The 24,340-nt window shown below is 73.6% G+C and carries 17 protein-coding genes; 4 read left to right on the forward strand and 13 right to left on the reverse strand.

Going from position 1 to position 24,340, the window contains the following annotated elements; all coding sequences use genetic code 11:
• Window positions 1-180: 180 nt before the first annotated feature.
• Window positions 181-3,069: a vitamin B12-dependent ribonucleotide reductase gene (locus tag ACFV0O_RS14570; RefSeq protein WP_380341073.1), complete on the reverse strand. Its 2,889-nt coding sequence runs from the start codon at window positions 3,067-3,069 to the stop codon at window positions 181-183.
• A 209-nt stretch (window positions 3,070-3,278) separates the two neighbouring features.
• Window positions 3,279-3,779, reverse strand: coding sequence for a transcriptional regulator NrdR (nrdR, locus tag ACFV0O_RS14575; protein WP_350523372.1), 501 nt, complete (start codon window positions 3,777-3,779; stop codon window positions 3,279-3,281).
• 341 nt (window positions 3,780-4,120) lie between these two features.
• Between nrdR and lexA the strand changes: the two genes are divergently transcribed.
• The gene (lexA, locus tag ACFV0O_RS14580) at window positions 4,121-5,002 is read left to right on the forward strand and encodes a transcriptional repressor LexA (protein ID WP_380341076.1); all 882 of its coding nucleotides are present in this window, start codon (window positions 4,121-4,123) and stop codon (window positions 5,000-5,002) included.
• Between the two features lie 145 nt (window positions 5,003-5,147).
• Here lexA and ACFV0O_RS14585 read toward each other — a convergent pair whose 3' ends face one another.
• From ACFV0O_RS14585 to ACFV0O_RS14605, 5 genes are all read right to left on the reverse strand, one after another.
• Complete coding sequence (locus ACFV0O_RS14585) at window positions 5,148-7,262, reverse strand: ATP-dependent DNA helicase (RefSeq protein WP_380341083.1); 2,115 nt, start codon at window positions 7,260-7,262, stop codon at window positions 5,148-5,150.
• 12 nt (window positions 7,263-7,274) lie between these two features.
• Window positions 7,275-9,098, reverse strand: coding sequence for an IucA/IucC family protein (locus ACFV0O_RS14590; RefSeq protein ID WP_380341086.1), 1,824 nt, complete (start codon window positions 9,096-9,098; stop codon window positions 7,275-7,277).
• The gene (locus tag ACFV0O_RS14595) at window positions 9,076-10,506 is read right to left on the reverse strand and encodes a lysine N(6)-hydroxylase/L-ornithine N(5)-oxygenase family protein (protein ID WP_380341089.1); all 1,431 of its coding nucleotides are present in this window, start codon (window positions 10,504-10,506) and stop codon (window positions 9,076-9,078) included. The genes ACFV0O_RS14590 and ACFV0O_RS14595 overlap by 23 nt, the downstream gene beginning before the upstream one ends.
• A gap of 152 nt (window positions 10,507-10,658) precedes the next feature.
• Entirely contained in the window at window positions 10,659-11,345 is a 687-nt protein-coding gene (locus tag ACFV0O_RS14600) for a GNAT family N-acetyltransferase (protein ID WP_380341194.1), read from the reverse strand.
• Window positions 11,237-13,261 carry an IucA/IucC family protein gene (locus ACFV0O_RS14605; protein WP_380341091.1) on the reverse strand — a complete coding sequence of 675 codons (2,025 nt, stop codon included), beginning with the start codon at window positions 13,259-13,261 and terminating at the stop codon, window positions 11,237-11,239. The genes ACFV0O_RS14600 and ACFV0O_RS14605 overlap by 109 nt, the downstream gene beginning before the upstream one ends.
• 462 nt (window positions 13,262-13,723) lie before the next feature.
• Between ACFV0O_RS14605 and ACFV0O_RS14610 the strand changes: the two genes are divergently transcribed.
• Together ACFV0O_RS14610 and ACFV0O_RS14615 are read left to right on the forward strand one after the other, a co-directional pair.
• Window positions 13,724-14,926 carry a trypsin-like serine peptidase gene (locus ACFV0O_RS14610; protein ID WP_380341094.1) on the forward strand — a complete coding sequence of 401 codons (1,203 nt, stop codon included), beginning with the start codon at window positions 13,724-13,726 and terminating at the stop codon, window positions 14,924-14,926.
• A gap of 56 nt (window positions 14,927-14,982) precedes the next feature.
• Window positions 14,983-16,101: a trypsin-like serine peptidase gene (locus ACFV0O_RS14615; RefSeq protein WP_380341097.1), complete on the forward strand. Its 1,119-nt coding sequence runs from the start codon at window positions 14,983-14,985 to the stop codon at window positions 16,099-16,101.
• Window positions 16,102-16,204: 103 nt separating this feature from the next.
• On the opposite strand, the gene hflX is transcribed toward ACFV0O_RS14615, so the two are convergent.
• The 5 genes from hflX to miaA form a co-directional block, all read right to left on the reverse strand.
• Window positions 16,205-17,707, reverse strand: coding sequence for a GTPase HflX (hflX, locus tag ACFV0O_RS14620; RefSeq protein WP_380341100.1), 1,503 nt, complete (start codon window positions 17,705-17,707; stop codon window positions 16,205-16,207).
• A 206-nt stretch (window positions 17,708-17,913) separates the two neighbouring features.
• On the reverse strand, window positions 17,914-20,145 hold the full coding sequence (locus tag ACFV0O_RS14625) for a RelA/SpoT family protein (protein WP_380341103.1): 2,232 nt from the start codon (window positions 20,143-20,145) through the stop codon (window positions 17,914-17,916).
• A 192-nt stretch (window positions 20,146-20,337) separates the two neighbouring features.
• Complete coding sequence (gene dapF, locus ACFV0O_RS14630; RefSeq protein WP_360258416.1) at window positions 20,338-21,249, reverse strand: diaminopimelate epimerase; 912 nt, start codon at window positions 21,247-21,249, stop codon at window positions 20,338-20,340.
• Between the two features lie 32 nt (window positions 21,250-21,281).
• The gene (locus ACFV0O_RS14635) at window positions 21,282-21,794 is read right to left on the reverse strand and encodes a hypothetical protein (protein ID WP_360258418.1); all 513 of its coding nucleotides are present in this window, start codon (window positions 21,792-21,794) and stop codon (window positions 21,282-21,284) included.
• Window positions 21,795-22,021: 227 nt separating this feature from the next.
• Window positions 22,022-22,966, reverse strand: coding sequence for a tRNA (adenosine(37)-N6)-dimethylallyltransferase MiaA (gene miaA, locus ACFV0O_RS14640; RefSeq protein WP_380341107.1), 945 nt, complete (start codon window positions 22,964-22,966; stop codon window positions 22,022-22,024).
• A gap of 200 nt (window positions 22,967-23,166) precedes the next feature.
• On the opposite strand from miaA, the gene ACFV0O_RS14645 reads away from it, so the two are divergent.
• Entirely contained in the window at window positions 23,167-23,412 is a 246-nt protein-coding gene (locus ACFV0O_RS14645) for an antitoxin (protein WP_380341110.1), read from the forward strand.
• A 106-nt stretch (window positions 23,413-23,518) separates the two neighbouring features.
• Here ACFV0O_RS14645 and ACFV0O_RS14650 read toward each other — a convergent pair whose 3' ends face one another.
• Window positions 23,519-24,217 carry a class III extradiol dioxygenase subunit B-like domain-containing protein gene (locus ACFV0O_RS14650; RefSeq protein WP_380341112.1) on the reverse strand — a complete coding sequence of 233 codons (699 nt, stop codon included), beginning with the start codon at window positions 24,215-24,217 and terminating at the stop codon, window positions 23,519-23,521.
• Window positions 24,218-24,340: the final 123 nt, after the last annotated feature.

Here is a 24,340-nt window from a genome sequence, read left to right on the forward strand (position 1 = left end):
CCACAACACATCTCACCGATTCTCAGCCTCTTTTTCGGTGGGTCGGGGGGAGTTTGCTCTACTGTTGTCTTATCCCTTGCCCCCCCCCCAAACCCCCCCCCCCCCCCCCCCCCCGCCTCAGCGGTGGCTCACCCGGCCGGGGTCAGCACCGCCGGCCGCGGCCGGCGGTCCGGCCGGTGCTCAGCTGCAGCCGCTGGTGGAGCCGCAGCCCTCGCAGAGGTAGCAGCTTCCGGCGCGGCGCATCTTGGTGCCGCAGGAGAAGCAGAGCGGAGCGTCGGCGTTGAGACCGAGCTGGATCTCCATCAGCTCCGTGGAGTTGTGGGCCTGCTTCGCGGACGGCTTGGGCGCCTCGACGGCCGGGGCCGACGCCGGGGTCGGCTTCGCGGTCACCGGGGCGGACTGGGCGAGCGACTCGGTGTCGAGCTCCTCGGCCTCCAGCGGCTCGTAGGAGCCCGTCTCCAGGTGGCGCTGGCGCTCCTCGACGGAGTGGATGCCGAGCGCCGAGCGGGTCTCGAACGGCAGGAAGTCCAGTGCGAGGCGGCGGAAGATGTAGTCGACGATCGACTGCGCCATCCGCACGTCCGGGTCGTCGGTCAGACCGGCCGGCTCGAAGCGCATGTTGGTGAACTTCGAGACGTACGTCTCCAGCGGCACGCCGTACTGCAGGCCGACCGAGACGGCGATCGAGAAGGCGTCCATCATGCCCGCGAGGGTCGAGCCCTGCTTGGACATCTTGAGGAAGACCTCGCCGAGGCCGTCGTCCGGGTAGGAGTTGGCGGTCATGTAGCCCTCGGCGCCACCGACCGTGAAGGAGGTGGTGATGCCCGGGCGGCCCTTGGGCAGGCGCTTGCGGACCGGGCGGTACTCGACGACCTTCTCGACCGCGGCGGCGGGGGCCTCGGCCTGCTCGGCCTTGGTCTCGGAGTCCTTCTTCTTGGCCGAGAGCGGCTGGCCGACCTTCGAGTTTTCGCGGTAGATGGCGAGCGCCTTGACGCCCATCTTCCACGCCTCGAAGTAGATCTCCTCGACGTCCTCGACGGTCGCCGCGGCCGGCATGTTCACGGTCTTCGAGATGGCACCGGAGATCCACGGCTGGATCGCCGACATCATCCGCACGTGCCCCATCGGGGAGATGGAGCGCTCGCCCATCGCGCAGTCGAACACCTCGTAGTGCTCGGACTTGAGGCCGGGCGCATCCACCACGTTGCCGTGCTCGGAGATGTGGGCGACGATCGCCTCGGTCTGCTCGTCCTGGTAGCCGAGGCGCTTGAGGGCGCGCGGGACGGTGCCGTTGACGATCTGCATCGAGCCGCCGCCGACGAGCTTCTTGAACTTGACCAGGGCCAGGTCGGGCTCGACGCCGGTGGTGTCGCAGTCCATCATCAGGCCGATGGTGCCGGTCGGGGCGAGCACCGAGGCCTGGGCGTTGCGGAAGCCGTTCTGCGCGCCGATGCGCACGACGTCCTGCCAGGTGCGGTTGGCCTGCAGCCAGACCGGGGCGTCCAGTTCGTCCACCGAGACGGCGTCGAGCGAGGCGTCCGCGTGCTGCTTCATGACCTGCTGGTGCGCGACCGCGTTGCGGGCGTAGCCGTCGTACGGGCCGACCACGCCGGCGAGTTCGGCACCGCGGCGGTAGGCGGTGCCGGTCATCAGCGAGGTGATGGCGCCGGCCAGGGCGCGGCCGCCCTCGCTGTCGTAGGCGTGGCCGGTGGCCATCAGCAGGGCGCCGAGGTTGGCGTAGCCGATGCCGAGCTGGCGGAAGGCGCGGGTGGTCTCGCCGATCTTCTCGGTCGGGAAGTCGGCGAAGCAGATGGAGATGTCCATCGCGGTGATGACGAGTTCGACGACCTTGGCGAAGGTCGCCGCGTCGAAGGAGTCGTCGTCGCGCAGGAACTTCATCAGGTTGAGCGAGGCGAGGTTGCAGCTGGAGTTGTCCAGGTGCATGTACTCGGAGCAGGGGTTGGAGGCGTTGATCCGGCCGGACTCCGGGCAGGTGTGCCAGCGGTTGATGGTGGAGTCGTACTGGATGCCGGGGTCGGCGCAGGCCCAGGCGGCCTCGGCCATCTTGCGGAACAGCTTCTTCGCGTCCACGGTCTCGATGACCTCGCCGGTCATCCGGGCGCGCAGGCCGAATTCGGTGCCGTTCTCGACGGCGGTCATGAATTCGTCGGAGACGCGGACCGAGTTGTTGGCGTTCTGGTACTGGACGGAGGTGATGTCGTCCCCGCCGAGGTCCATGTCGAAGCCCGCGTCGCGCAGGGCGCGGATCTTCTCCTCCTCCTTCACCTTGGTCTCGATGAAGGCCTCGACGTCCGGGTGGTCGACGTCGAGCACGACCATCTTGGCCGCGCGGCGGGTGGCGCCGCCGGACTTGATGGTGCCGGCCGAGGCGTCGGCGCCGCGCATGAAGGAGACCGGGCCGGAGGCGTTGCCGCCGGAGGACAGGAGTTCCTTGGAGGAGCGGATCCGGGAGAGGTTGAGGCCGGCGCCGGAGCCGCCCTTGAAGATCATGCCCTCTTCCTTGTACCAGTCGAGGATCGACTCCATGGAGTCGTCGACGGACAGGATGAAGCAGGCGCTGACCTGCTGGGGCTGCTTGGTGCCGACGTTGAACCAGACCGGCGAGTTGAAGCTGAACACCTGGTGGAGGAGGGCGTGCGTCAGCTCGTGCTCGAAGACCTCGGCGTCGTCCTTGGTGGCGAAGTAGCCGTGCTTCTCGCCGGCGGCGCGGTAGGTGAGCACCACGCGGTCGATGATCTGCTTGAGGCTCCACTCGCGCTGCGGGGTGCCGACGGCGCCGCGGAAGTACTTCGACGTGACGATGTTGACGGCGTTGACCGACCAGAAGTCGGGGAACTCGACGCCGCGCTGCTCGAAGTTGATCGAGCCGTCACGCCAGTTGGTCATGACGACGTCGCGCCGCTCCCACCGGACCTCGTCGTACGGGTGCACGCCAGGAGTGGTGTAGATGCGCTCCGTCCGGAGACCGCCCTTCGAGGCCTTCGCGCCCTTGGCCGCGGCCTTCTCGGACTTCGACCCGCGTGCGGAACCGCTCGTGGTGTCTGTCACTTCTCGCTCCTCCTCCTGGGCAAACGCCCGGGGTGCCCCGAAAAGTCCGGGCACCGCTGGTTCGTTCTTCCGGTGTGCGGGCAGGCGGAGACCCTGCCTGTGATCGCACGGTTTGTAGTGTTCTGCGCCCCGTTTCCGGGCACGCCGGGGCCCCGTGGGGCCGTTGTGGTGCGGCTGGGCCCGCCTGGGGGCCGGTGCGCCGGCGCCTCCTAGGGCGCGGCGGCGGAGACGGACACGCGGGCGTCGTCCGTCTCCGGGGTGCGGGGCCGTTCCGCGCGGAGTTCCGCGATGGCGGCCTCGAAGTCTTCCAGTCCGTCGTACGCCTGGTACACGCTGGCGAAGCGCAGGTACGCGACCACGTCGAGTTCCTTGAGCGGGCCGAGTATGGCCAGGCCCACGTCGTGGGTGGTCAGCTCGGCGCTGCCGCTTGCGCGCACGCATTCCTCGACCCGCTGGCCGAGCTGGGCCAGCGCGTCCTCGGTGACCGGTCGCCCCTGGCAGGCCTTGCGGACGCCGGTGATGACCTTCTGCCGGGAGAACGGCTCGGTGACGCCGCTGCGCTTGATGACCATCAGTGCGGCCGTCTCCACCGTGGTGAAGCGGCGGCCGCAGTCGGGGCACTGCCGGCGGCGGCGGATGCAGCTGCCGTCTTCGGTGGTCCGGCTGTCGACAACGCGGCTGTCGGAGTGCCGGCAGAACGGGCAGTGCACCTCGGGATCCCTCCCTGGCAGATCGTGCGGACCGGTCGAGTCTAAGCGATGTGCCCCCGCCCTCGGCAAGCTGATCATGCCGGCGACCACTAGTACTGGGCACGGAGAGGACTCTAGCCACTACATCTAGGCCTCCAGGGCAAGCACCGCCCCTGGCGTGTCGACGCCGATTAGACTGCCGGAGTCGACTTCTGGTCGAACATTTACTCGATGTACAACAAAGCCTTGATCGAGTCAGCCAACTCCCGAATAATTCACTCGAACGTGTGTTTGGCGCAACCTTTCGATACGAGGTGCGTTGGGCTGGAAAAGGGAGAGGACAGCCGTCGAGAGGGGCCGCCGTGAACACGATCGAAAGCAACACCATCCCGGTGCAGGAACACTCCCAGTTCAAGGTGGGGCAGCGCACCACGAATCAGCAGAGCGTGGACATCAGCATGGACCGCAGCGAAGACCACCGACTCTCCGGCACGGCCCTTTCCGGCTCGAACCGCGTGCCGGACCAGCCGATCGAACACTCGCCCGCCATGGACGACACCCACCCGTCGCCCGCCCGTGCGATGCCCGGCCGCCCCCCCGGCATCCGGACCGACGAGGCCGGCCTCACCGAGCGCCAGCGCCGGGTGATCGAGGTCATCCGGGATTCCGTCCAGCGCCGGGGCTACCCGCCGTCCATGCGCGAGATCGGCCAGGCCGTCGGCCTGTCCAGCACCTCCTCGGTGGCCCACCAGCTGATGGCCCTGGAGCGCAAGGGCTTCCTGCGCCGGGACCCGCACCGTCCGCGCGCCTACGAGGTCCGCGGCGTCGAGGTGGCCCGCCCCAACACCGCCGAGACGGCCGGCCGGCCGTCCACCTCCTACGTGCCGCTGGTGGGCCGGATCGCGGCCGGCGGGCCGATCCTGGCCGAGCAGACGGTCGAGGACGTCTTCCCGCTGCCCCGCCAGCTGGTCGGCGAGGGCGAGCTGTTCGCGCTCACCGTGCGCGGCGACTCGATGATCGAGGCGGCCATCTGCGACGGCGACTGGGTCACCGTGCGCCGCCAGCCGGTCGCCGAGAACGGCGACATCGTGGCCGCGATGATCGACGGCGAGGCCACCGTCAAGCGACTCAAGCGCGAGGACGGCCGGATCTGGCTGATGCCGCACAACCCGGCGTACGAGCCGATCAACGGCGACAACGCGACCATCCTGGGCAAGGTCGTCGCGGTCCTGCGCCGCCTCTAGGCGCCCGACGACCTCCGGGCGCCCGGCCTCCCCCGCGGGGCGCCGCGCCGCGACCCGCACGGGTCGCGGACACCGGGAAGGGGCTCCACCGCTCACGCGGGGAGCCCCTCCGTCGTTCCGTCGGGCCCTGTGCCCGGGGCGGGCCTCAGCCGCGCTTCTCCACCGGCCGCACCGGCGCCGCCGAGGCGTCGATCGCCGCCAGCGAGCGGCGCACCTGGTTGCGGTCCGTGGTGTACCAGAACTCGGGCATCGAGGAGCGGAAGAAGCCCCCGTACCGCTTGGTCTCCACCCGCGGGTCGAGCACCGCCACCACGCCCCGGTCGTCCGCCGCGCGCACCAGCCGGCCCGCGCCCTGCGCCATCAGCAGCGCCGCGTGCGTCGCAGCGACCGCCATGAAGCCGTTGCCGCCGCGCTGTTCGACGTCCTTCTGGCGGGCGCTCATCAGCGGGTCGTCCGGCCGCGGGAACGGGATCCGGTCCATCACGACCAGCTGGCAGGACGATCCGGGAACGTCCACGCCCTGCCAGAGCGAGAGCGTGCCGAACAGACAGGTGGACGCGTCCGCGGCGAAGTCCCGGATCAGCTCGCCCAGGGTGTCCTCCCCCTGGAGCAGGATCCGCTGGTCCAGCCGCTCGCGCATCGCCTCGGCGGCGGCCTGGGCGCCGCGCATCGAGGAGAACAGCCCCAGGGTCCGCCCGCCGGCCGCGCCGATCAGTTCGGCCAACTCGTCGAGCATGTCCGGCCGTTCCGGGTCGCGCCCGGGGTCGGCCAGGTGCTTGGCGACGTACAGGATGCCCTGCTTGGGGTACTTGAACGGGGAGCCGACGTCGATCCCGCGCCAGTGCGGCACCGCGTCCTCGCCGAACCCGGGGCCGGGCTCCGGGTTGTCCCCGTCCGTGCGGACGTCCGGCAGCCGCGTCTCGGGGGGCAGGCCGACGGAGGCGGCGACGCCCTTGAAGTCCCCGCCGAGCTTGAGCGTGGCCGAGGTGAGGACGACCGAGCGCTCCTTGTACAGCCCCTCGCGCAGCAGTCCGGAGACGCTCAGCGGGGCGACCCGCAGCGAGGCGGTGCCCAGCCCGTAGCGGTCGCTGCGCTCGATCCAGACCACGTCGTACTCGGAGTCCTCCAGCAGCCGCTCGGCGGTCTCGTGCAGCGTCTCGGCCGAGGCCATGGCCTGCTTGCGAACGGCGTCCTCGTCGCTGAGCCCCTTGTCCCTGGTCTCCCCCAGCGAGCTGATCACCTGGCGGGAGGCGTCCCGGATCGCGGTGACCGCGTACGCCAGGTACTCGGGCAGTTCCTCGACCCGGCCGGGCTGGGCGGTCTCCATCAGGCCGTGGTAGTTCTCGGCGGCGGCCTGCAGGGCGTCCACGGCCTTCTCGTTGGCGAGCCGGGCGGCCCGCTTCACGGCCCGGTTGACCGCGCCGACGGTCAGCTCGGCGGTGGCCGCGCCGGTGACCCGGTTGACCAGCTCGTGGGCCTCGTCGACGATCAGCAGACCGTGCTCGGGGAGCACCGGTGCGCCCTCGATCGCGTCGATCGCGAGCATCGCGTGGTTGGTGACCACGACGTCCGCCAGCTTGGCCCGTTCCCGTGCCTTCTCGGCGAAGCACTCCTGCCCGTACGCGCAGCGGGTGGCGCCCAGGCATTCCTTGGAGGTGACCGCCAGCTGGGCCCAGGCCTTGTCGGAGACGCCGGGGCTGAGGTCGTCGCGGTCCCCGGTGTCGGTCTCCTCGGCCCAGTCGCGCAGGCGCAGGACGTCCTGCCCGAGCTTGCCGGTCGGCCCGCCGAGCGCGTCCACCGGGTCGAACAGGCCCTCGCCCTCCTCGCTCGGGGTGCCCTCGTTGGCCCGGTGCAGGCACAGGTAGTTGGAGCGGCCCTTGAGCATCGCGAACAGCGGGCGGCGGCGCAGCGCCGGGTGCAGCGCCTCGACGGTGCGCGGCAGGTCCCGCTCCACCAGCTGGCGCTGCAGCGCCAGGGTGGCGGTGGCGATCACCACGCGGTCCCCGTGGGCGAGCGCGGGCACCAGGTAGGCGAGGGACTTCCCGGTGCCGGTGCCGGCCTGGACGAGCAGGTGCTCGCCGTTGTCGACGGCGTCGGCGACGGCCTCGGCCATCCGGACCTGGCCGGCGCGTTCGACGCCGCCGACGGCCGCCACCGCGGCGTGCAGCAGGTCGGGGATCCGCGAGCGCGGGACGGCGACGGGCTCGTCGGCGTCTTCGCCGTGGTCCGCCGCGAGCTGGGATTCGGAGTCGTTCGTCATGACACTCCCACCCTACGGGGCGGGGGTGACAATCCGGTCCCGTTGCGCGGGCGGCCGCACGTCCACCTCCACCAGCGCGTTGGGCACGGTCCCGAACCGGGCGGCGTGCGGGCGGTGCGGGCGGTCCTGGTAGCCGTCGAGGAGCAGCCGGTTGCGGTTGAGGCAGAGCCGGTCGATCCGGGGCCGGAAGAGGTCGAACAGCTCGAAGCGCTCGCGCAGTTCGGGGAAGCGGTCCTGGTGGCGGCGGACCTCGGCGCGCAGCAGGGCCCAGAACTCGGCCTCGGCCAGTCCGGTCTGCGCCTCCAGCAGCGGGGCGAGGTAGCGGAAGACGCCGATGAACAGTCCGGAGTGGATGAACTGGCAGAGCCCCTGCGCGCCCTCCCGCAGCAGGACGTCGGCCACCTCGGCGGGCAGGTCGCGCAGTTCGGGGAGGTCGAGCGAGCTGAGGTTGACGTCGTCCACGAAGTCCTTGACCGCGAGCCGGGTCGGGGTGTCCCGCTCGTCGAAGACCACGATGGCGTTCTCGCCGTGCGGGGAGAAGACCAGGCCGTAGCGGTAGAGGAAGTGGAGCAGCGGCGGCAGCATCGCGGCGAACAGCCGGCCGGTCCACTCGGCGGGGGTGAGGCCGGAGCGGGTGATCAGCTCGGCGGCGAGGGCCCGCCCGTCGGAGCCGGTCTGCAGCAGGGCGGCCAGGGTGCGGGCACGCTCGTCGTCGTCCAGGGAGGGGCCGAGCGGTTCGCGCCAGATCGCACCGAGGAGTTCCTTGTACTGGTAGGGCGCCTCGGGCATCTCCCCGTACAGCGGGTGGTCGACGGTGACGGAGGCGACCTCGCCGAGCAGGACCACCCGGCACTCGTCGCGCAGGAACGGGTCGGCGTCGCGGAGGCCGTGCAGCCAGGCGGTGACGGCGGGCGCGGCGAGGGTGCGTTCGGTGGGCAGGCCGCGCCAGACCAGGGTGTTGAGGATGGACAGCGGCAGCTTGACGGTGCAGCGCTCGGGGCGGGCGGTGTTGAAGAAGGAGCGGATGGACTGCTGGGGCAGCCGCGGGTCGCCGTCGGAGGGCAGCGGGACGATCTCGCCGGAGGCGATCCAGGGCGCGAACAGCGGCAGGACCGTCTCGTCCCACTGCCAGGGGTGGACGGGCAGCAGCAGGTAGTCGTCGGCGTCCGGTCCGAGCGCGGCGCGCAGCGCGTCCACGTCGTCCAGCTCGCGGGCGTACAGCTGCTCGGGGCGGTCCAGACCGGGCACGCCGCGGTACCGGGCGAGCCGGCGGTGGACGGCGATCCAGGGCAGCGGGCGGGGGCTGCGGGCCTCGGGGGCCCAGCGGGCGGCGTCGGAGGCGGAGAAGCCGATCCGGCCCTTGTTGGGGACGATCCAGGGGTGGCCGCCCTGCCGGCCCTCCAGCGCGGTGTGGTCGAGCTCGGCGAGTTCGGCGGCGGTGAGCGCGGTGGCGAGCTGGCGGGCGTCGGCGGTCAGGGTGGCGGAGAGTTCGCGGATCAGGTGGGCGGTGGTATCGCCGCGCATCCCGAGGGTCTCCCGGGCGTAGGGGAGGAAGCGCAGCGGGTCCAGGCCGTCCGGGCGGGAGCAGCGGATCGACTCCGGCTCGACCTGCCAGCCGTCGTAGGCGCCGCGCCGGGCGGTGAAGTGGTACTCGACCTCCGGCAGCTTCAGCAGGTACTCGCCGTCGAGGGCCCCGGGGACGGGTTTGAGCAGTTCCTCGTAGGCGAACTCGCCGAGCATCTTGGCCAGCAGGGCGCGGCCGGCCCGCTGCCAGTGCCCGGCGGTGAGGTGCGGGGGCAGGTAGAGCGGCGGTTCAGCGGCCGGCTGTTGCGGCACGGGTCAGCTCCTGGGGGCGGGGGAGGACGGGGGTCTGTTCCGGGGGTGCGGATACCGGTGGTGCTTGGCCGGCCTGCGCCCGGGCGGCCGGGACGGGCGGCGCGAAGCCGGTCCAGGCGGTGCGGCCGGGCAGCCGGTGGACGGTCCGCCCGGTGACGGCGTTGAGGATCACGGCGGCCCGGTGGGCGCCGAGCCCGAGGTCGGGCGTGCCGACGCCGTGGGTGTGCAGTTCGGCGTTCTGGACGTAGAGGCCGCCGCCGAGGCCGGGCCGGGTGGCGACCCGGTGGTCGAGGTCGACCCGGTAGCGCCCGGCCTCGTCCCAGTCGATCAGGTCGGCGAGCGGTTCGAGCGCGGCCGGGCGGGCGGCCCGGTAGCCGGTGGCGAGCACCACGGCGTCGGTGCGCAGGACGTGCTCGGCGCCGGAGTCGGTGTGCCGGCAGTGCAGTTCGAGGCCGCCGCAGGGGCCGGGCCGGGCGTCGGTGACGGCGGTGCCGGGGGTGATCTCGACCGGGGCGGCGTCGATCGGGCGGCCGATCGTGCGCTCGTAGAGGTGGTCGTGGATCTCGGCGAGGGTCTCGGCGCTGGCGGCCTTGTGCAGTTGCCACTGGGCGGTGACCAGGGCGTCCCGGACGGGCCCGGGCAGGCTGTGGAAGTAGCGGGTGTAGTCGGGGGTGAAGTGCTCCAGGCCGAGCTTGGAGTACTCCATGGGCGCGAGCGCGCGGGTGCGGGTGAGCCAGCGCAGCCGGACGCCGTCGCCCTCGTGGCGGCGGAGCAGGTCGAGGAAGACCTCGGCGCCGGACTGTCCGCTGCCGATCACGGTGATGTCCCGGGCGGCGGCCAGGTCGTCCCTGCGGTCCAGGTAGTCGGCGGAGTGGAAGGCCCGCGGGTGGCCGGCGAGCCCGGCGAAGGCCTCAGGCAGCACCGGCCGGGTGCCGACGCCGAGGGCGAGGTTGCGCGCCCGTACGGAGGAGCGCCGGCCGGTCGCGGTGTCGGTCAGCTCGGCCCGGTAGCAGTCGCCTTCCCGGTGCAGGGCGGTGACCTCGGTGCCGAAGCGGCAGTTGGTCAGCCGCTCGGCGGCCCAGCGGCAGTAGTGGTCGTACTCGCGGCGCGGCAGCTGGAAGCGCTCGGCGAAGTAGAAAGGGAACAGCCGGTCCTGCTCGCGCAGGTAGTTGAGGAAGGACCACGGGTTGGTCGGGTCCACCAGGGAGACCAGGTCGGCGAGGAACGGCACCTGCATCCGGGCCCCGTCCACCAGCATCCCGGGGTGCCAGCGGAACTCCGGGCGCTGGTCGCAGAAGAGCGTGCGCATTCCGGGGACGGGCTCGGCGAGCGCGGCGAGCGAGAGGTTGAACGGTCCGATGCCGACGCCGAGCAGATCGTACGGCGGCGGGGGTGCTGGGGTGTCCACGGGGTTTCCTAGGCGGGGTCGGGGTCAGGCGGACCGGGGCCCGTCGGGGTCGGACGGGCGGCGGCCGAACGGGCTGCGGTCGGGCGGTCGGGATCGGACGGATCGGGGTCGGACGGTCGCGGTCGGACGGGCCGTGGTCAGGCGGGCCGCGGTCAGGCGGGCCGGGCCCGGACGGTCAGGGGTGCCCGGGCGCGCACCATCAGGGCGGCGCGCTTGTCGGGCAGGTCGAGTTCGGCGGTCGCCCGGAACCCGGCCCGTTCGAAGGCCCGGACCGAGCGCCGGTTTCGGACGTCCGGTTCGGCGACGACCCGTTCGCAGGACGGTCGGCGGCGCAGGATCCCCTCCGCGAGGGCGGCCAGCAGGACGGCGCCCAGTCCCCGACCGCGGCTGGCGGAGGGGCCGAGCAGCAGGTGGACGCCGGTGTCGTGCGGCCGGGCCGGGTAGTGCGCGGCCAGCGGGTCGAGGTCGGCGCGGTAGACCTCCCAGTAGCTCATCGGCTCGCCGTCGAGCAGGCCGAGGCAGGGAACGCTGCGGCCGTCGCCGTCGAGCTGGGTCCGCACGTGCCGGCCGGTGACCTCGGGCGGCCCGGCGAGTTCCCAGAAGGCGGCGACCTCGGGGTCGTTCATCCACCCGGCGAGCAGGTCCAGGTCGGCGGGCAGCCGGACCGGGCTGAGCCGGAACTCGCCGGCCGGGGTGGGGATCGCACCCCACCCGGGCAGGTCGTCCAGCATCAGCCACCCGCCACCGGGTTGGGGATGTCCACGTAGACGGACTGGCTGGCGACCGGGCCGACCAGTTCGTCCATGCCGTTGATCCGGGTGAGCAGGTTGGCCTTGCAGGGCAGTGTGGGCGCGTCCAGCAGCAGCCCGGGCAGCGCCGAGCCGGTGGCGGCGGCCCGCGGTCCGGCCAGGAACCGCCGCAGTGCGGCCAGCAGCACCGTCTCGTCGGCCAGCCGCTGGGAGCCGAAGGCGCCGATCAGGCCGAGGACGTGGTTGATGCCGAGGTAGTAGGCGAAGTGGTGGTCGATCACCGGGTCGGGCAGGAAGGTGTCGCTGTCGGTGCCGAGTCCGGGCAGCCGGTCGGTGAGCCGCTCGGCGGCGCTCTCCCGGTAGTAGTAGCCCTGGTTGTCGCGGTAGCGGCCGCCGCGGGGCCAGCCGGCCTCGTCCAGCAGGACGAGGCTGTTCTGCTGGTGCGCCTCCAGGGCGATGCCGCCCCGGCCGTCCAGCCACAGGATGGGCAGCACGACGGCGTCCAGGTAGCGCAGGAACCATTCGGCGGCGACGGTCCGCAGCGGGCGCCCGCAGCGCGCGGCGAGGGCCCGCAGGATGTCGCCGAGCCGGGACGGCACGGTGTCGCCGGTGCCCAGCGGCTGTTCGGCGACCAGTCCGGCGACGCACAGCGCGCGCTCGTCGGGCGCGAAGGGCTGGGCGCGCAGCACCGTGTCCAGGCCGCCCGGGTCGCCGAGCGCCGGATGGTCGACGCCGATCCAGGCCGGGTCGCGGACGATGTCGAAGCCGGGGTGGGCGGCCCGCCACTCGGCGGCCAGCCCGCTCTCCAGCAGCCGGTGCATCTCCAGGCCGCGGTGCAGTTCCTTGCGCAGGTTCTCCCGGCGGGAGTTGGTGATCCGTAGGCCGAGCGAGAGCTTGAGCATCCAGGGGGTGCCGGGCCGGTAGACCGTGCGGACCGAGGAGGTGGGGTGCCAGGGCTCGCCGGCCGGGCCGAGGTCGTGCAGCAGCCCGTCGGCGAGCAGGGCGGCGACGGCCGGGCGGTGGGCGAGTTCGCGGGCCTGCCAGGGGTGCAGCGGCAGGGCGGCGGTGCCGGGCGGCAGGGCGAGGCGTCCGTCGAGCAGGCCGGCGGTGATCCCGTCGGCGCTCTCGGCGACGGCGGAGCCGGCGGCGAGCAGTTCGCGGGCGACGGCGTACCAGTGGAGTTGGAAGGAGCCGTGGAGTTCGGGCGAGTAGGCGGCGCTCTGCGCCGGGCCGAGGCCGTCGCGGCTCTTCGGGGTGGGGTGCAGCGGGTGGCCGAGGAGCAGGGACTGTTCGGCGGCGAGGAAGTGCGAACGCTCGGGGCCGCCGGGCGCGGCACCGGCGCGGCGGTGGGTGAGGATCTCGGCGGTGCGGACGACGGAGTCGGCGACCCGGGCGGCGAGGTCGGCGACCTGCCCGGGGTCCGGCCGGTCGGCGGCCGCGGCGGCGAGCAACGCGGCGGCGGTGACGGCGTCCACCGGGGCGTCGTGGGAATCCCCCGCGGCGGCCTCGCCGGCCGCGAGGGTCGCCGGGCCGAACCGGTGCCAGCCGCCGGGCGACCAGTAGCGGACCGGGGCGGTGAGCCGGGCGGCGCCGCCGAGGACGGCGATCCGCAGTCGGCCGTCGGGCCCGGGCCGGGCTCCGGTCTCGCGCGTCCAGCAGCGCAACAGGGCTTCCACGGCGGCCTGTTCGGCGGCGACGGTGGGATCGTGGTGCAGCAGCGGATCGCGGTGAAGCAGCGGCTCGCGGTGCGGCGCCTGGTCGTGGTGCGGCAGCGGGCCGGAGTGCGGTACCGGGTCGCGGTGCGGCAGCGGATCGGGCCCGGGCCGCTCCCCCGCGTTCGCCTCCGGGCGTTCGGGGCCCGGCGCCGTCCCCCCGCCCCGGGCCGGGGGTGCCCCCACCGCGCACTGGTCGCTCGCCGCTCTCGGCGTCGGCGCGCCCTTGGGCTCCCGAGGGGGCTCCGTGGGCTGCGGCGGTTCGGGCGGGGCTCCGGTGAGGGCGGTGCTCAAGGCTGCTCCTTGGGGCGCGTGGGGGTGCGGACGCGCACTGGTGGTGGAGGGGGTCGGCGGGCGCTCGCACCGTCGCGTCAGGTAAGGGTTACCTATCCCTGAGGGGTGATCACAAGGACGGCTCACTCGTCCGGGTGAAGATCGGGCATTGTCCACCCCGGGGGCGAAAGGCCCTGCTGCGCCGGTGAGTCGACCGGGTCCGCGTCACGGATCGGTGATCTCCGGCCGGTACCGCAACCCGGGGGGCGGGCACGGCCGTCCTCCTCCGCGGTGGAAGACTCCAGGGCGGCGGGCCGCCACAGCACGGACCGGCCGCGCACGGACGACCCGTCACCGACCAGCCCGGAACCACGGGCCCGACGCCGGCCGGCCGACCGCGCACGGACGACCGACGACGACCCGCCACCGACCGACCCAGCACGACCGACCCAGTACAGACCGAGCACAGGGGGAAGCGCACAGATGCCTACGATCCACCGGTCAGCCCTGGCCGCCGCCGTGGTCGCGGGAAGCCTGCTCGCCGTGAGCGCCTGCGGGCCGGACGGCCCGGCGGGCGACGGGGGAGGCAGCGCCGCGCCGCCGCCCGCCTCGGCCCCGGCGAACGGCACCGCCGGCGGAGGCGGCGCGATCGGCGGGATCACCCTCCCGTCCGGCCTGCCGACCAGCCTGCTGGAGGGCCTGCCGAGGAGCTGGGACGACCTGAAGAAGTGGAAGTTCGAGGACTGGGACAGCTGGGCGTCCAAGCACGTCTTCAACAACCCGGTGGTGAAGGACTTCTGGGACCCGGACACGATGGGCGACTCCAAGCCCGCCGACCCGGCCCCGCCCGCCGCCAAGCCCTCCCCGGCGACCCCCAAGCCCGCCGGCGACGACGGCGTGACCGACCCCGAGCCGCCGGTGGTCAACGCCGTCGCGGTGCCCCGCCCGTACACCAAGCAGCCCTCCGGCAAGGTGTTCTTCTCCGCCAAGGGCGGCCGCGGCAACTGCTCGGCGACGGTGATCGCCGACCCGCAGCACCCCGGCAAGAGCAACCTGGTCTGGACGGCCGGCCACTGCGTGCACGAGGGCAAGGGCGGGAGCTTCTACAAGGACCTGGTGTTCGTGCCCGCCTACAACAACTCGGGCGCCTCCAGCGGCGGCAAGCGTGCCCCGCTGTCCGAGCTGGCCCCGCTCGGCACGTGGTGGGCCGACCAGGTCACCACCTCGCCGCAGTGGATGGTCGAGGGCGGTGGCACCGGCGACGCCGCCAACCAGTACGACTTCGCGGTCATGCGCGTGCACAATCAGAACGACACCGGCAAGTCCCTGGAGGAGACGGTCGGTTCGGCCGTCCCGGTGTGGTTCGACGCCCCGCGCGACAAGATCGGCGTGTCGGCCGTCGGCTACCCGCTACTCAAGCCGTTCGACGGCCAGGAACTGTACAAGTGCGACGGCGGCAAGCCGACCCGGCTCTCCTTCGACGCCAAGCGGCCCTCGATGCTCACCATCGGCTGCAACATGACCCAGGGCTCCAGCGGCGGCGGCTGGTTCGCCACCATGCCCGACGGGAAGACCGCCCTGGTCAGCAACACCTCGATCGGCACCCAGGACCACACCTCGCTCAGCGGCCCGTACCTGGAGACGGTCGCCAAGCAGGCCCTGGACTGGATCTCCAGGAAGCAGTAGCCGCCACGGGGGGCGGTCGTACGGAAACACCAGCACAGCACGGGGGACGATGCAGCATGCCGAGAACCACCAACCGGGGGCGCCGGGCCAGGACGGCCGGCGCCGCACTGCTCGCCGTGACCGCCCTCGCGGCGGCGGCCTGTGGCCCGGACGGCCCCGCCAGGCCGGCCACTCCGCCCCCCGCCCTCCCCAAGTCCGCGCCCACCAGCCTGGGCGACCTGACGGGCTGGAAGCTGGAGGACTGGACGAAGTACGTCACCGAGAGCAGGTTCGCCAACGAGACGGCCCGGGGCTTCTGGTCGACCGCCCGGATGGACGCCGCCAAGCCCCGGCCCACCCCGGAGTACCCGCTCACCGCCCCGGCGGCCCCCGGCGTCGAACGGGACGCCCCGCCCGCCGCCGTCCGGGCGGAGCCGCAGCCGCACCCGTACGGCCAGGCCGCGGCCGTGGTCGGCCGGCTCTTCGTGACCACGCCGCAGGGCGACGCGGCCTGCTCCGCGACCGTGGTCTCCGACCCGGTCAACCCGGGCCGCAGCAACCTCGTCTACACCGCCGCGCACTGCCTGCACGACGGCAAGGGCGGCGGCTGGCTGAAGAACGTGGTGTTCGTGCCCGGCTTCAACCGGGACGGCCAGGCGAACCACGGCAAGCCGTACACCGACGCCCAGGCCGCCCCGTACGGCCGGTGGACGGCGGTGCGCGCGCTGGTGTCGCCGACCTGGCTCCAGGAGAGCGGCGTCGGCGCCCACAACCAGTTCGACTACGGGATCCTGCGGGTGCAGGCCGAGGGCGACTCCGGGAAGTCCCTGGAGGAGACCGTCGGCGGGTCGGTCCCGGTCTGGTTCAACGCCCCGCGCGACCAGATCACCTCGGCCGCCGCCTACGGCTACCCGGCCGAGCGGCCCTTCGACGGCATGGAGCTGGACCACTGCGACTCCCCGGTCCCGCCCGCCCGGCTCTCCTTCGACCGGAGCCGCCCGCCGATGTACGTGATCGGCTGCACCATGACCGCCGGCTCCGGCGGCGGCGGGTGGTTCGTCACCAGGGACGGCAAGCCCAACCTGATCAGCGTCGGTGCGATCGGCGACCGCGGTCCGGCCGGCTACCAGGCCGGGCCCTCGCTGCAGGACCAGGCGAAGCAGGCCTTCGACTTCTTCGCCAAGAACGTCCGCTGACCCGGCCGGGGCGCCCCCGCCGCGGACGCCCCGGGACAGCGCACGGGCAGGGCCCCCGGGACCACGTACGGTCCCGGGGACCCTTCACACCGCTCGGGTGGCCTCAGCCCTGCAGGGCCACCGTGAAGTGCTCCAGCTCGGCGGCCAGCTCGGCCGGCACCTTGGCGTGCAGCAACGTGCCCTCGCCGGTGTGCTCGGTGGAGAGCAGCTCGCCCTCCGCGTGCACCCGGGAGACCAGCGCGCCCTGGGTGTAGGGCACCAGGGCCCGCACCTCGACGGCCGGTCGCGGCAGCTCGTCGTCGATGAGCTTGAGCAGTTCCTCGATGCCGGCGCCGCTGCGGGCCGACACCACGATGGCGTGCGGCTCGCGGCGCAGCAGGCGCTGCAGCACGTGCGGGTCGGCGGCGTCCGCCTTGTTGATCACCACGATCTCCGGCACGGTCTGCGCGTCGACCGAGACGATGACCTCGCGGACGGCGGCCAGCTGGGTCTCCGGCTCGGGGTGCGAGCCGTCGACCACGTGCAGGATGAGGTCCGCGTCGGCGACCTCCTCCATGGTCGAGCGGAACGCCTCGACCAGGTGGTGCGGCAGGTGCCGGACGAAGCCGACGGTGTCGGCCAGGGTGTAGACCCGCCCGCTCGGGGTCTGGGCCCGGCGCACGGTCGGGTCCAGGGTGGCGAACAGGGAGTTCTCGACCAGCACGCCCGCGCCGGTGAGCCGGTTGAGCAGGGAGGACTTGCCGGCGTTGGTGTACCCGGCGATGGCCACCGACGGCACCTGGTGGCGCCGGCGCTCCTGGCGCTTGGTGTCGCGGCCCTTCTTCATGTCGGCGATCTCCTTGCGGAGCTTCGCCATCTTCTCGCGGATCCGGCGCCGGTCGGTCTCGATCTTGGTCTCACCGGGACCACGGGTGGCCATGCCGCCGCCGGACGAGCCGGAGCCGCCACCACCCATCTGCCGGGACAGCGACTGACCCCAGCCCCGCAGTCGCGGCAGCATGTACTGCATCTGCGCGAGCGAGACCTGCGCCTTGCCCTCCCGGGACTTGGCGTGCTGGGCGAAGATGTCCAGGATCAGGGCCGTCCGGTCGACGACCTTGACCTTGACCACGTCCTCCAGGTGGATCAGCTGGCCCGGGGTGAGTTCACCGTCGCAGACGACGGTGTCGGCGCCGGTGGAGGCGACGATGTCGCGCAGCTCCTGCGCCTTTCCGGAGCCGATGTAGGTGGCCGCGTCCGGCTTGTCGCGACGCTGGATGACGCCGTCCAGCACCTCGGAGCCGGCGGTCTCGGCGAGCGCGGCGAGCTCCGCCATGGAGTTCTCCGCCTCCTCCAGCGTGCCGTCGGTCCAGACGCCGACGAGCACCACGCGCTCCAGGCGGAGCTGGCGGTACTCGACCTCGGTGACGTCCTCGAGTTCGGTGGAGAGGCCGGCGACCCGGCGCAGGGCGGCGCGCTCGCTGCGGTCGTACTGGTCGCCGTCGTAGTGGTGGCCGAGGTCCTCGTCGATGGCCGCGAGGTCCTCGTCCATGAGGGCTTCCGCCCGCTGACCGTCGAAGCGGCGCGGAGCGTCGGCGTGGTCGCGGGTGTCGAACGTGGAGGTCATTCTGTCCTTTGGCTGGCTGGTACGGGAGGCCTTCGGGGACCGCGGGGCGGTCCCTCAAGGAGTCTGCCCAGCTGCCGCCCCGGCTACCGTCCGGGCGGGGTGAGCTACCCCTCGGGTCCTCGGTGCCACCGGGGCACCTGTGCCCTGTGAACGCCGTGGACCGGCCGTGAATTCCCCATGATGGTCGCACGCCCGGCGAGGCCCGGTCATCCCCATTTCCGGTCGGACGGCCGGGCCGTGGCCGGGCGGGGCGGGGCCTGGCCGCCCTCCGGAGCGTGCGGGCGGTCGACGTCGTACACCCCGGAGACCCGCAGCATCGCGCGCATCAGGCCCGGCAGGGCGGCCGGCTCGGGCAGTTCCACGGTGTAGGTGTGCCGCACCCGCGACTCCTGCGGCGGCTCGACCTCGGCCGAGACGATGCCGACGCCCGCGGCGGAGATCGCCGCGGTGAGGTCGGCCAGCAGCCGGGGGCGGTTCAGCGCCTCGGCCCGCAGGGTGACCCGGTGCCCGGCCGCCGGGGCGTCCTGGGGCTGCCAGTGCACCTCCAGCGCGGCCCGGCCGTCCGCCCGCATCCGTTCCCCGGCGGGGCAGCCGGTGCGGTGCACGGCCACCGCGCCGCCGCGGATCGGGTAGCCGGCCACCTCGTCCGGCGGGACGGGCGTGCAGCAGCGCGCCAGCCGTACGGTCGCCCCGGGCCGGCCGGCCACGGCGACCGGTGCGGACCGCCTCTCGGCGGTGCGGCGGCCGGGCGGGGCGGGCTGGGCCGCGGCCGGACCGGTGCGCACCGCCGGCAGTCGGGCCGGCGGGTCGGCCAGCCAGCGTTCGATGGCGAGCCGGGCGGCCGGGGTGCGGGCGTGCGCCAGCCATTCGGGGGCGGGGCCGGAGGGCTGTCCGCCGCCGGCCGGGAGGGTCTCGGTGAGCACCGCGAGCAGGTCGCCGTCCTCCAGCACGGTGGAGAGCGCGCTGAGCCGTCCGTTGACCCGGACGCCGATACATCGGTGGCCGGTCTCCTCGCCGAGCAGGTAGGCCGCGTCCACGCAGGTGGCGCCGGCCCGCAGCTGAAGCGTTTCGCCGCTCTCGGTCACCACGGTGATCTCGCGGTCACCGGCCAGGTCGGCGGTGAGCGTGGACCAGAAGGCGTCCGGGTCGGGCGTCTCCTGCTGCCACTCCAGCAGTCGGCTGAGCCAGCCCGGCCGGGCCGGGTCGGTGCGGTCCAGTTCGTCGGTGTCCTGGGCGGCGGCGGCCGGGGACGGGTCGCCGAGGGCGACCACCCCGGTCTCGGCGACCTCGTGCATCCGGCGGGTGCGGACCAGCACCTCGACCACCGCGCCGCCGCTCAGCGCCACGGCGGTGTGCAGCGACTGGTAGAGGTTGAACTTGGGCGCGGCCACGAAGTCCTTGAACTCCCCGGGCAGCGGCGTCCAGCAGGTGTGCAGTTCGCCGAGGACGGCGTAGCAGTCGGCGTTCTCCTCGACCACCACCAGCAGCCGCCCGAAGTCGGCCGGGCGCGGCCCCTGCGGCCGCCCGTCCGGGCCGGGCGCGCCGGTCCGTTTGAGCAGGACCCGGTGCAGCGAGACGCAGTGCCGGGGCCGCACGGTCACCTCGGCGGCCACCCCGGCCTCGGCGAGCTGCCGGGCCAGCTGCCGGGCGAAGGGCTCCAGCACGGTGTCGGGCGCGGCCTCGTGGCCGGCCATCAGGGTGCGGGCCCGGGCGTGCTCCTCGGGGTGCAGGGTGGCGAAGACGATGTCCTCCAGCTCCGCCTTGAGCACGTGGATGCCGAGCCGTTCGGCGAGCGGGATCAGCACGTCCCGGGTGACCTTGGCGATCCGCACCTGGCTGGCCGGCTTCATGTGCCGGATGGTGCGCATGTTGTGCAACCGGTCGGCCAGCTTGATCACCATGACCCGGACGTCGTCCCCGGTGGCGACCAGCATCTTGCGGAAGGTCTCGGCCTCGGCGGCGGCGCCGAAGTCGACCTTCTCCAGCTTCGTCACCCCGTCGACCAGGTAGGCGACTTCGGGACCGAATCCCGCGCCGACCTGCTCCAGCGTCAACTCGGTGTCCTCGACGGTGTCGTGGAGCAGCGAGGCGACCAGGGTGGTGGTCCCGGCGCCGAGTTGGGCCAGGATCATGGTCACGGCCAGCGGGTGGGTGATGTACGGCTCACCGCTCTTGCGCTTCTGGCCGCGGTGGCTGGCCTCGGCGAGCCGGTACGCCCGGGCGAGCAGGCCGAGGTCGCCCTGCGGGTGGTGCAGGCGGTGGACCCGGACGAGCGGTTCCAGGGCGTCCGGCACGAGCGGCCGGCCGGTGGCCAGTAACGCGGCCCGGCCGGCCCGGCCGAGGGCGGCCCGGCCCAGCTCTCCGAGGGGCCTCCTGGCCCCGCCCTGCCGTACGGTCGTCGGCTGCCCCGTCAGGGACTGCCCGGCTTCGATGGTCATCGGCACCTCCGGCAACGTCGCCGGGCGCGGCCCCTCCTGAGGGGGTGATCGTGCTACCCCTCCCAGGGGTGATCGACCCGGTGGTCCATGCTACCGAGCAGAGCACGTTCCGCGACGCCGTGATTCCCGTCCGCGACCGGTATCACCCGATCGGGGGGATTCGTCACCGCACGAATTGGGCAAACCGGGCTGTCAGCCCCGACGCACGGACTCCCACCAGCGCTCGTCCAGCCGCCCCTCGGCCACGATCACCGCCGGTCCGGCCATCTCCACCCGGCCGTCCGGGTGCTCGGTGATGACCAGGCGACCGCCCAGCACGTCCACGGTGTACGCGACGGCCTCACCGGTGACCGCCGGGTCGGCGCCGTCCCGGCGGATGGCGGCCACCGCGACGGCGCACGCGCCGGTACCGCAGGAACGGGTCTCGCCCGAGCCGCGCTCGTGCACCCGCATCGCGACGTGGCGCGGCCCGCGGTCCACCACGAACTCGACGTTGACGCCCTCCGGGTACGCGCCCGCGGGGCTGGTGAGCGGCGCGGTGAAGAGGTCACCGGCGTGGTCCAGGCTCTCCACGAACGCGACCGCGTGCGGATTGCCCATGTTGACGTTCAGCGCCGGCCAGCGGCGCTCGCCGACCGCGACCTCGATGCCGTCCGGCCCGGGGAACCGGGCGCTGCCCATGTCGATGGTGACGTCACCGGGCGTGCCGTCCGCGGCGGCCTCGGCGACCTTCGCGGTGAGCACCCCGGAGCGGGTGGCGACGGCCAGTTCACCGGGCTCGGCCAGGCCGGCCGCGACCAGGAAGCGGGCGAAGACCCGCAGGCCGTTGCCGCACATCTCGGCGATGCTGCCGTCGGAGTTGCGGTAGTCCATGAACCACTCGGCCCGGTCGGCCATCCCGGCGGCGGCCGGGTCCGCGGCCGAGCGCACCACGCGCAGCAGCCCGTCCCCGCCGACGCCGGCCCGCCGGTCGCACAGCGCGGCGACGGCCGCGGGACCGATCTCCAGCGCGCCGTCCGGGTCCGGGACGATGACGAAGTCGTTCTGGGTGCCGTGCCCCTTGAAGAAGGGGAGGCCACCGTGCTGGGGAGAGGATGCGCTCACCCCACCGATGGTACTGAGCCCCGCCGGACCGCTCAGCGCAGGTAGGCGACCCGCCAGACCGCGAGCGCGCAGGCGGCGAGCGCGATCAGGGTGTAGACCACGATCGCCTTCCAGCCGGCCCGCTGCGCGGAGCCGCGGCGCGGCAGTCCCGGCCACTTGTAGCCGGCGTGCCGGGCGGCCATCGCGCCCCAGCCGACCGAGGCGGCGGTGAGCAGCAGTCCGAGCATCCCGACCATGGTGGCGCGCGCCCCGGCCGAGCCGAAGGCGAGCGGGAAGGCGAACATCAGTGAACCGAGGGTGCCCAGCAGGGCGATCGGCAGCGTCTGCCACCAGCGGAGCCGGCGCAGCGGGCGGATCTCCCGTTCGTGCACCGCGCCGCCGGGCGGCGTGCGGGTGTCCAGGGCGGGCAGCGCGACCGCGTAGGAGGTCGGCGCCTCCAGTCCGGTCAGCACGGGGAGGTCACCCATCGTCGACTCGTCGAACTCCTCGGCCGGCGCGGTGACGCTCCCGCTCTGACCGGGCTCGGGGCCGGTACCCGTCGACACACGGCCTCCCCTGACTGTTCGACACGAGCGGACTCGCGGCCGGGCACGGCCGGCCCGTTCGGCCGACCCCTATGGCATCGATGATGGCATGTCCAGAGGGTGGTTCCGGGCTCGACCGGGGCCGACGGGTGATCCGTGGCCATCACGTGATCGGGCCGTGACCGCCGGTTCGTCCTGCACGGTCGCCTGCGCGCGCAGGTGCACCGCCGAATTGGCCGGATCCCGTCCTACGCGGCCGGAACTCCCTGACGCCCGATCAGTTCGAGGGATTCCGCCAGCAGCTCGACGGGGTCGGTGCCGGCCGGCCGGGAGAGCCAGTGGATCCGGTCGTCACGGCGGAACCAGGACTCCTGGCGGCGGGCGAAGCGCTTGGTCGCGCGGACGGTCTCGGCCCGCGCCTCGTCCTCGGTGCACTCGCCGGCGAAGTGGTCGAGCACCTGCTGGTAGCCGAGCGCCCGGGAGGCGGTCCGCCCCTCCCGCAGCCCGACGGCCTCCAACGCCCGCACCTCGTCCAGCAGGCCGGCCTCCCACATCCGGTCGACCCGCAGGGCGATCCGCTCGTCCAGCTCGGGGCGCGGCACGGCCACGCCGATCTGCACCGCGTCGTACACGGCGGTGTTGCCGGGCAGGTTGGCGGTGAACGGCTGCCCGGTGATCTCGATGACCTCCAGTGCGCGGACGATCCGCCGCCCGTTGCCGGTGAGGATCGCCTCGGCGGCCGCCGGGTCCAGTTCGGCCAGCCGTCGGTGCAGCGCGTACGGGCCGGCCTGCGCCAACTCCGCCTCCAGCCGGGCCCGCACCTCGGGGTCGGTGCCGGGGAACTCCATCTCGTCGATCGCGGCCCGGACGTACAGCCCGGAGCCGCCGACGAGGACGGCGGTGCGCCCGGCGGCGAGCAGGCGGTCGATCTCGGCCCGGGCCAGCCGCTGGTACTCGGCCACGCTGGCCGCCTCGGTGACGTCCCAGACGTCCATCAGGTGGTGCGGCACTCCCCCGCGCTCGGCCACGGTGAGCTTGGCGGTGCCGATGTCCATGCCGCGGTACAGCTGCATCGAGTCGGTGTTGATCACCTCGCCGTCGAGGCTGCGCGCGACGGCGACGGCCAGGTCGGACTTTCCGGCGGCGGTCGCGCCGACGATCGAGATGACGCGCGGGGTACGGAGGATGCTCACCGTTCCAGTCTCCCAAAACCCGTTCGGTACCGGAGACCGGGCTGCCACCGGCCCGCTTCCGCGCGACGATATGACTGCCGCCGGGACCGCTTCCGGCCGTTTCCCCAGTTGGCGCCCGGTTTGCGAACGCTTCGGCGGACCGGGACGTTGGGCAGGGGACGGGGATGGACGGACGGACGACAGGGAAGGGTGAGACCGCCATGGGTCTGATGGACAGCCTCAAGGGCAAGGCCGAGGAGCTCAAGGAGAAGGCCAGCGAGCTCGCGGGCAAGCACAGCGACCAGATCGAGAAGGCCGTCGACAAGGCCGGCGGCGCGATCGACAAGGCGACCAAGGGCAAGTACAGCGACAAGATCGAGCACGGTGCGGGCAAGGCCAAGGACGCCGTCGGCGACTTCGCCCACAAGCCCAAGCCCGGTGACGACGGACAGCCGCCGCGGTCCTGACCCGCCCGGGCCGCCGCGGTCCTGAGCCGTCCGGGCCGTCCGGTCCTGAGCCGTCCCCGCCCGACTGGCCCCGGACCCGGATCCGGCCCTTGCCCCGGGTCCGGGACTAGGACCAGGAGGCCACGAAGTACCCGACCCCGTACGGTGCGTCGCGGTAGCCCAGCCGTCCGGTGAGGCCGGCGCCCTCGGCGGCGCCGGCGAGCACCTGCCAGGGCGCCCGGCCCTCGGCCTTGAGTTCGGCGGCCAGGCCCGCGTCCAGCGCGGCCAGGGCGGGCAGGTCGGCCGTGCCGAGGGCGTCGGCCAGCGCCGCGTCGTAGTCCTCGGCCCGCTCGTCCAGGTAGCCGGGGGCCTTCACCGAGCGGCAGGCGCTGCCGTCGCCGAGCACCAGCAGGGCGACCCGGTCGGCGAGTCCGGCCAGGCCCTGGCCGAGGCCGAGCATCCGGTCGGCCGGGGCGTCGGCGGGCACCGCGCAGGCGTGCGTCGGCAGGGTCAGCCCGGCGCGCTCCAGCAGCCACGCGCCGACGGTCAGCGCGGGCGCCAGTTCCGGGCCCTCGACCCGGTCACCGGGCAGCTTGGCGACCAGCGGCACCCCGTAGCGGCGGAAGGAGCCGGCCCCGCCCTCGGTCCACACCTCGGCCTCCGGCCCGGTGCCGACCACCACGACCAGCTGCGGCCCGGCCGCGACCAGTGCCGCCAGCGCCTCGTCACAGGCGGCGCGCAGCGCGTCCAGCTCGCCCGCCGCCCCGGCGGCGACCTCCGGGACGAGCAGCGGCGGACAGGGGCACACGGCGGCGGCTACCAGCATGTGGATCACTCTAGCCCGGAAGCCGGACGGGGGCGGGGGGGGGGGGGGGCCCCCCCCCGCCCGCCCCCGGCCCGGGGGGCGCGGGCCGCCCCCGGCCCCCCCCCCCCGCGCCGCGCGCCGCCC

It is taken from the genome of Kitasatospora sp. NPDC059577 (assembly GCF_042735475.1).
Lineage (GTDB): Bacteria > Actinomycetota > Actinomycetes > Streptomycetales > Streptomycetaceae > Kitasatospora.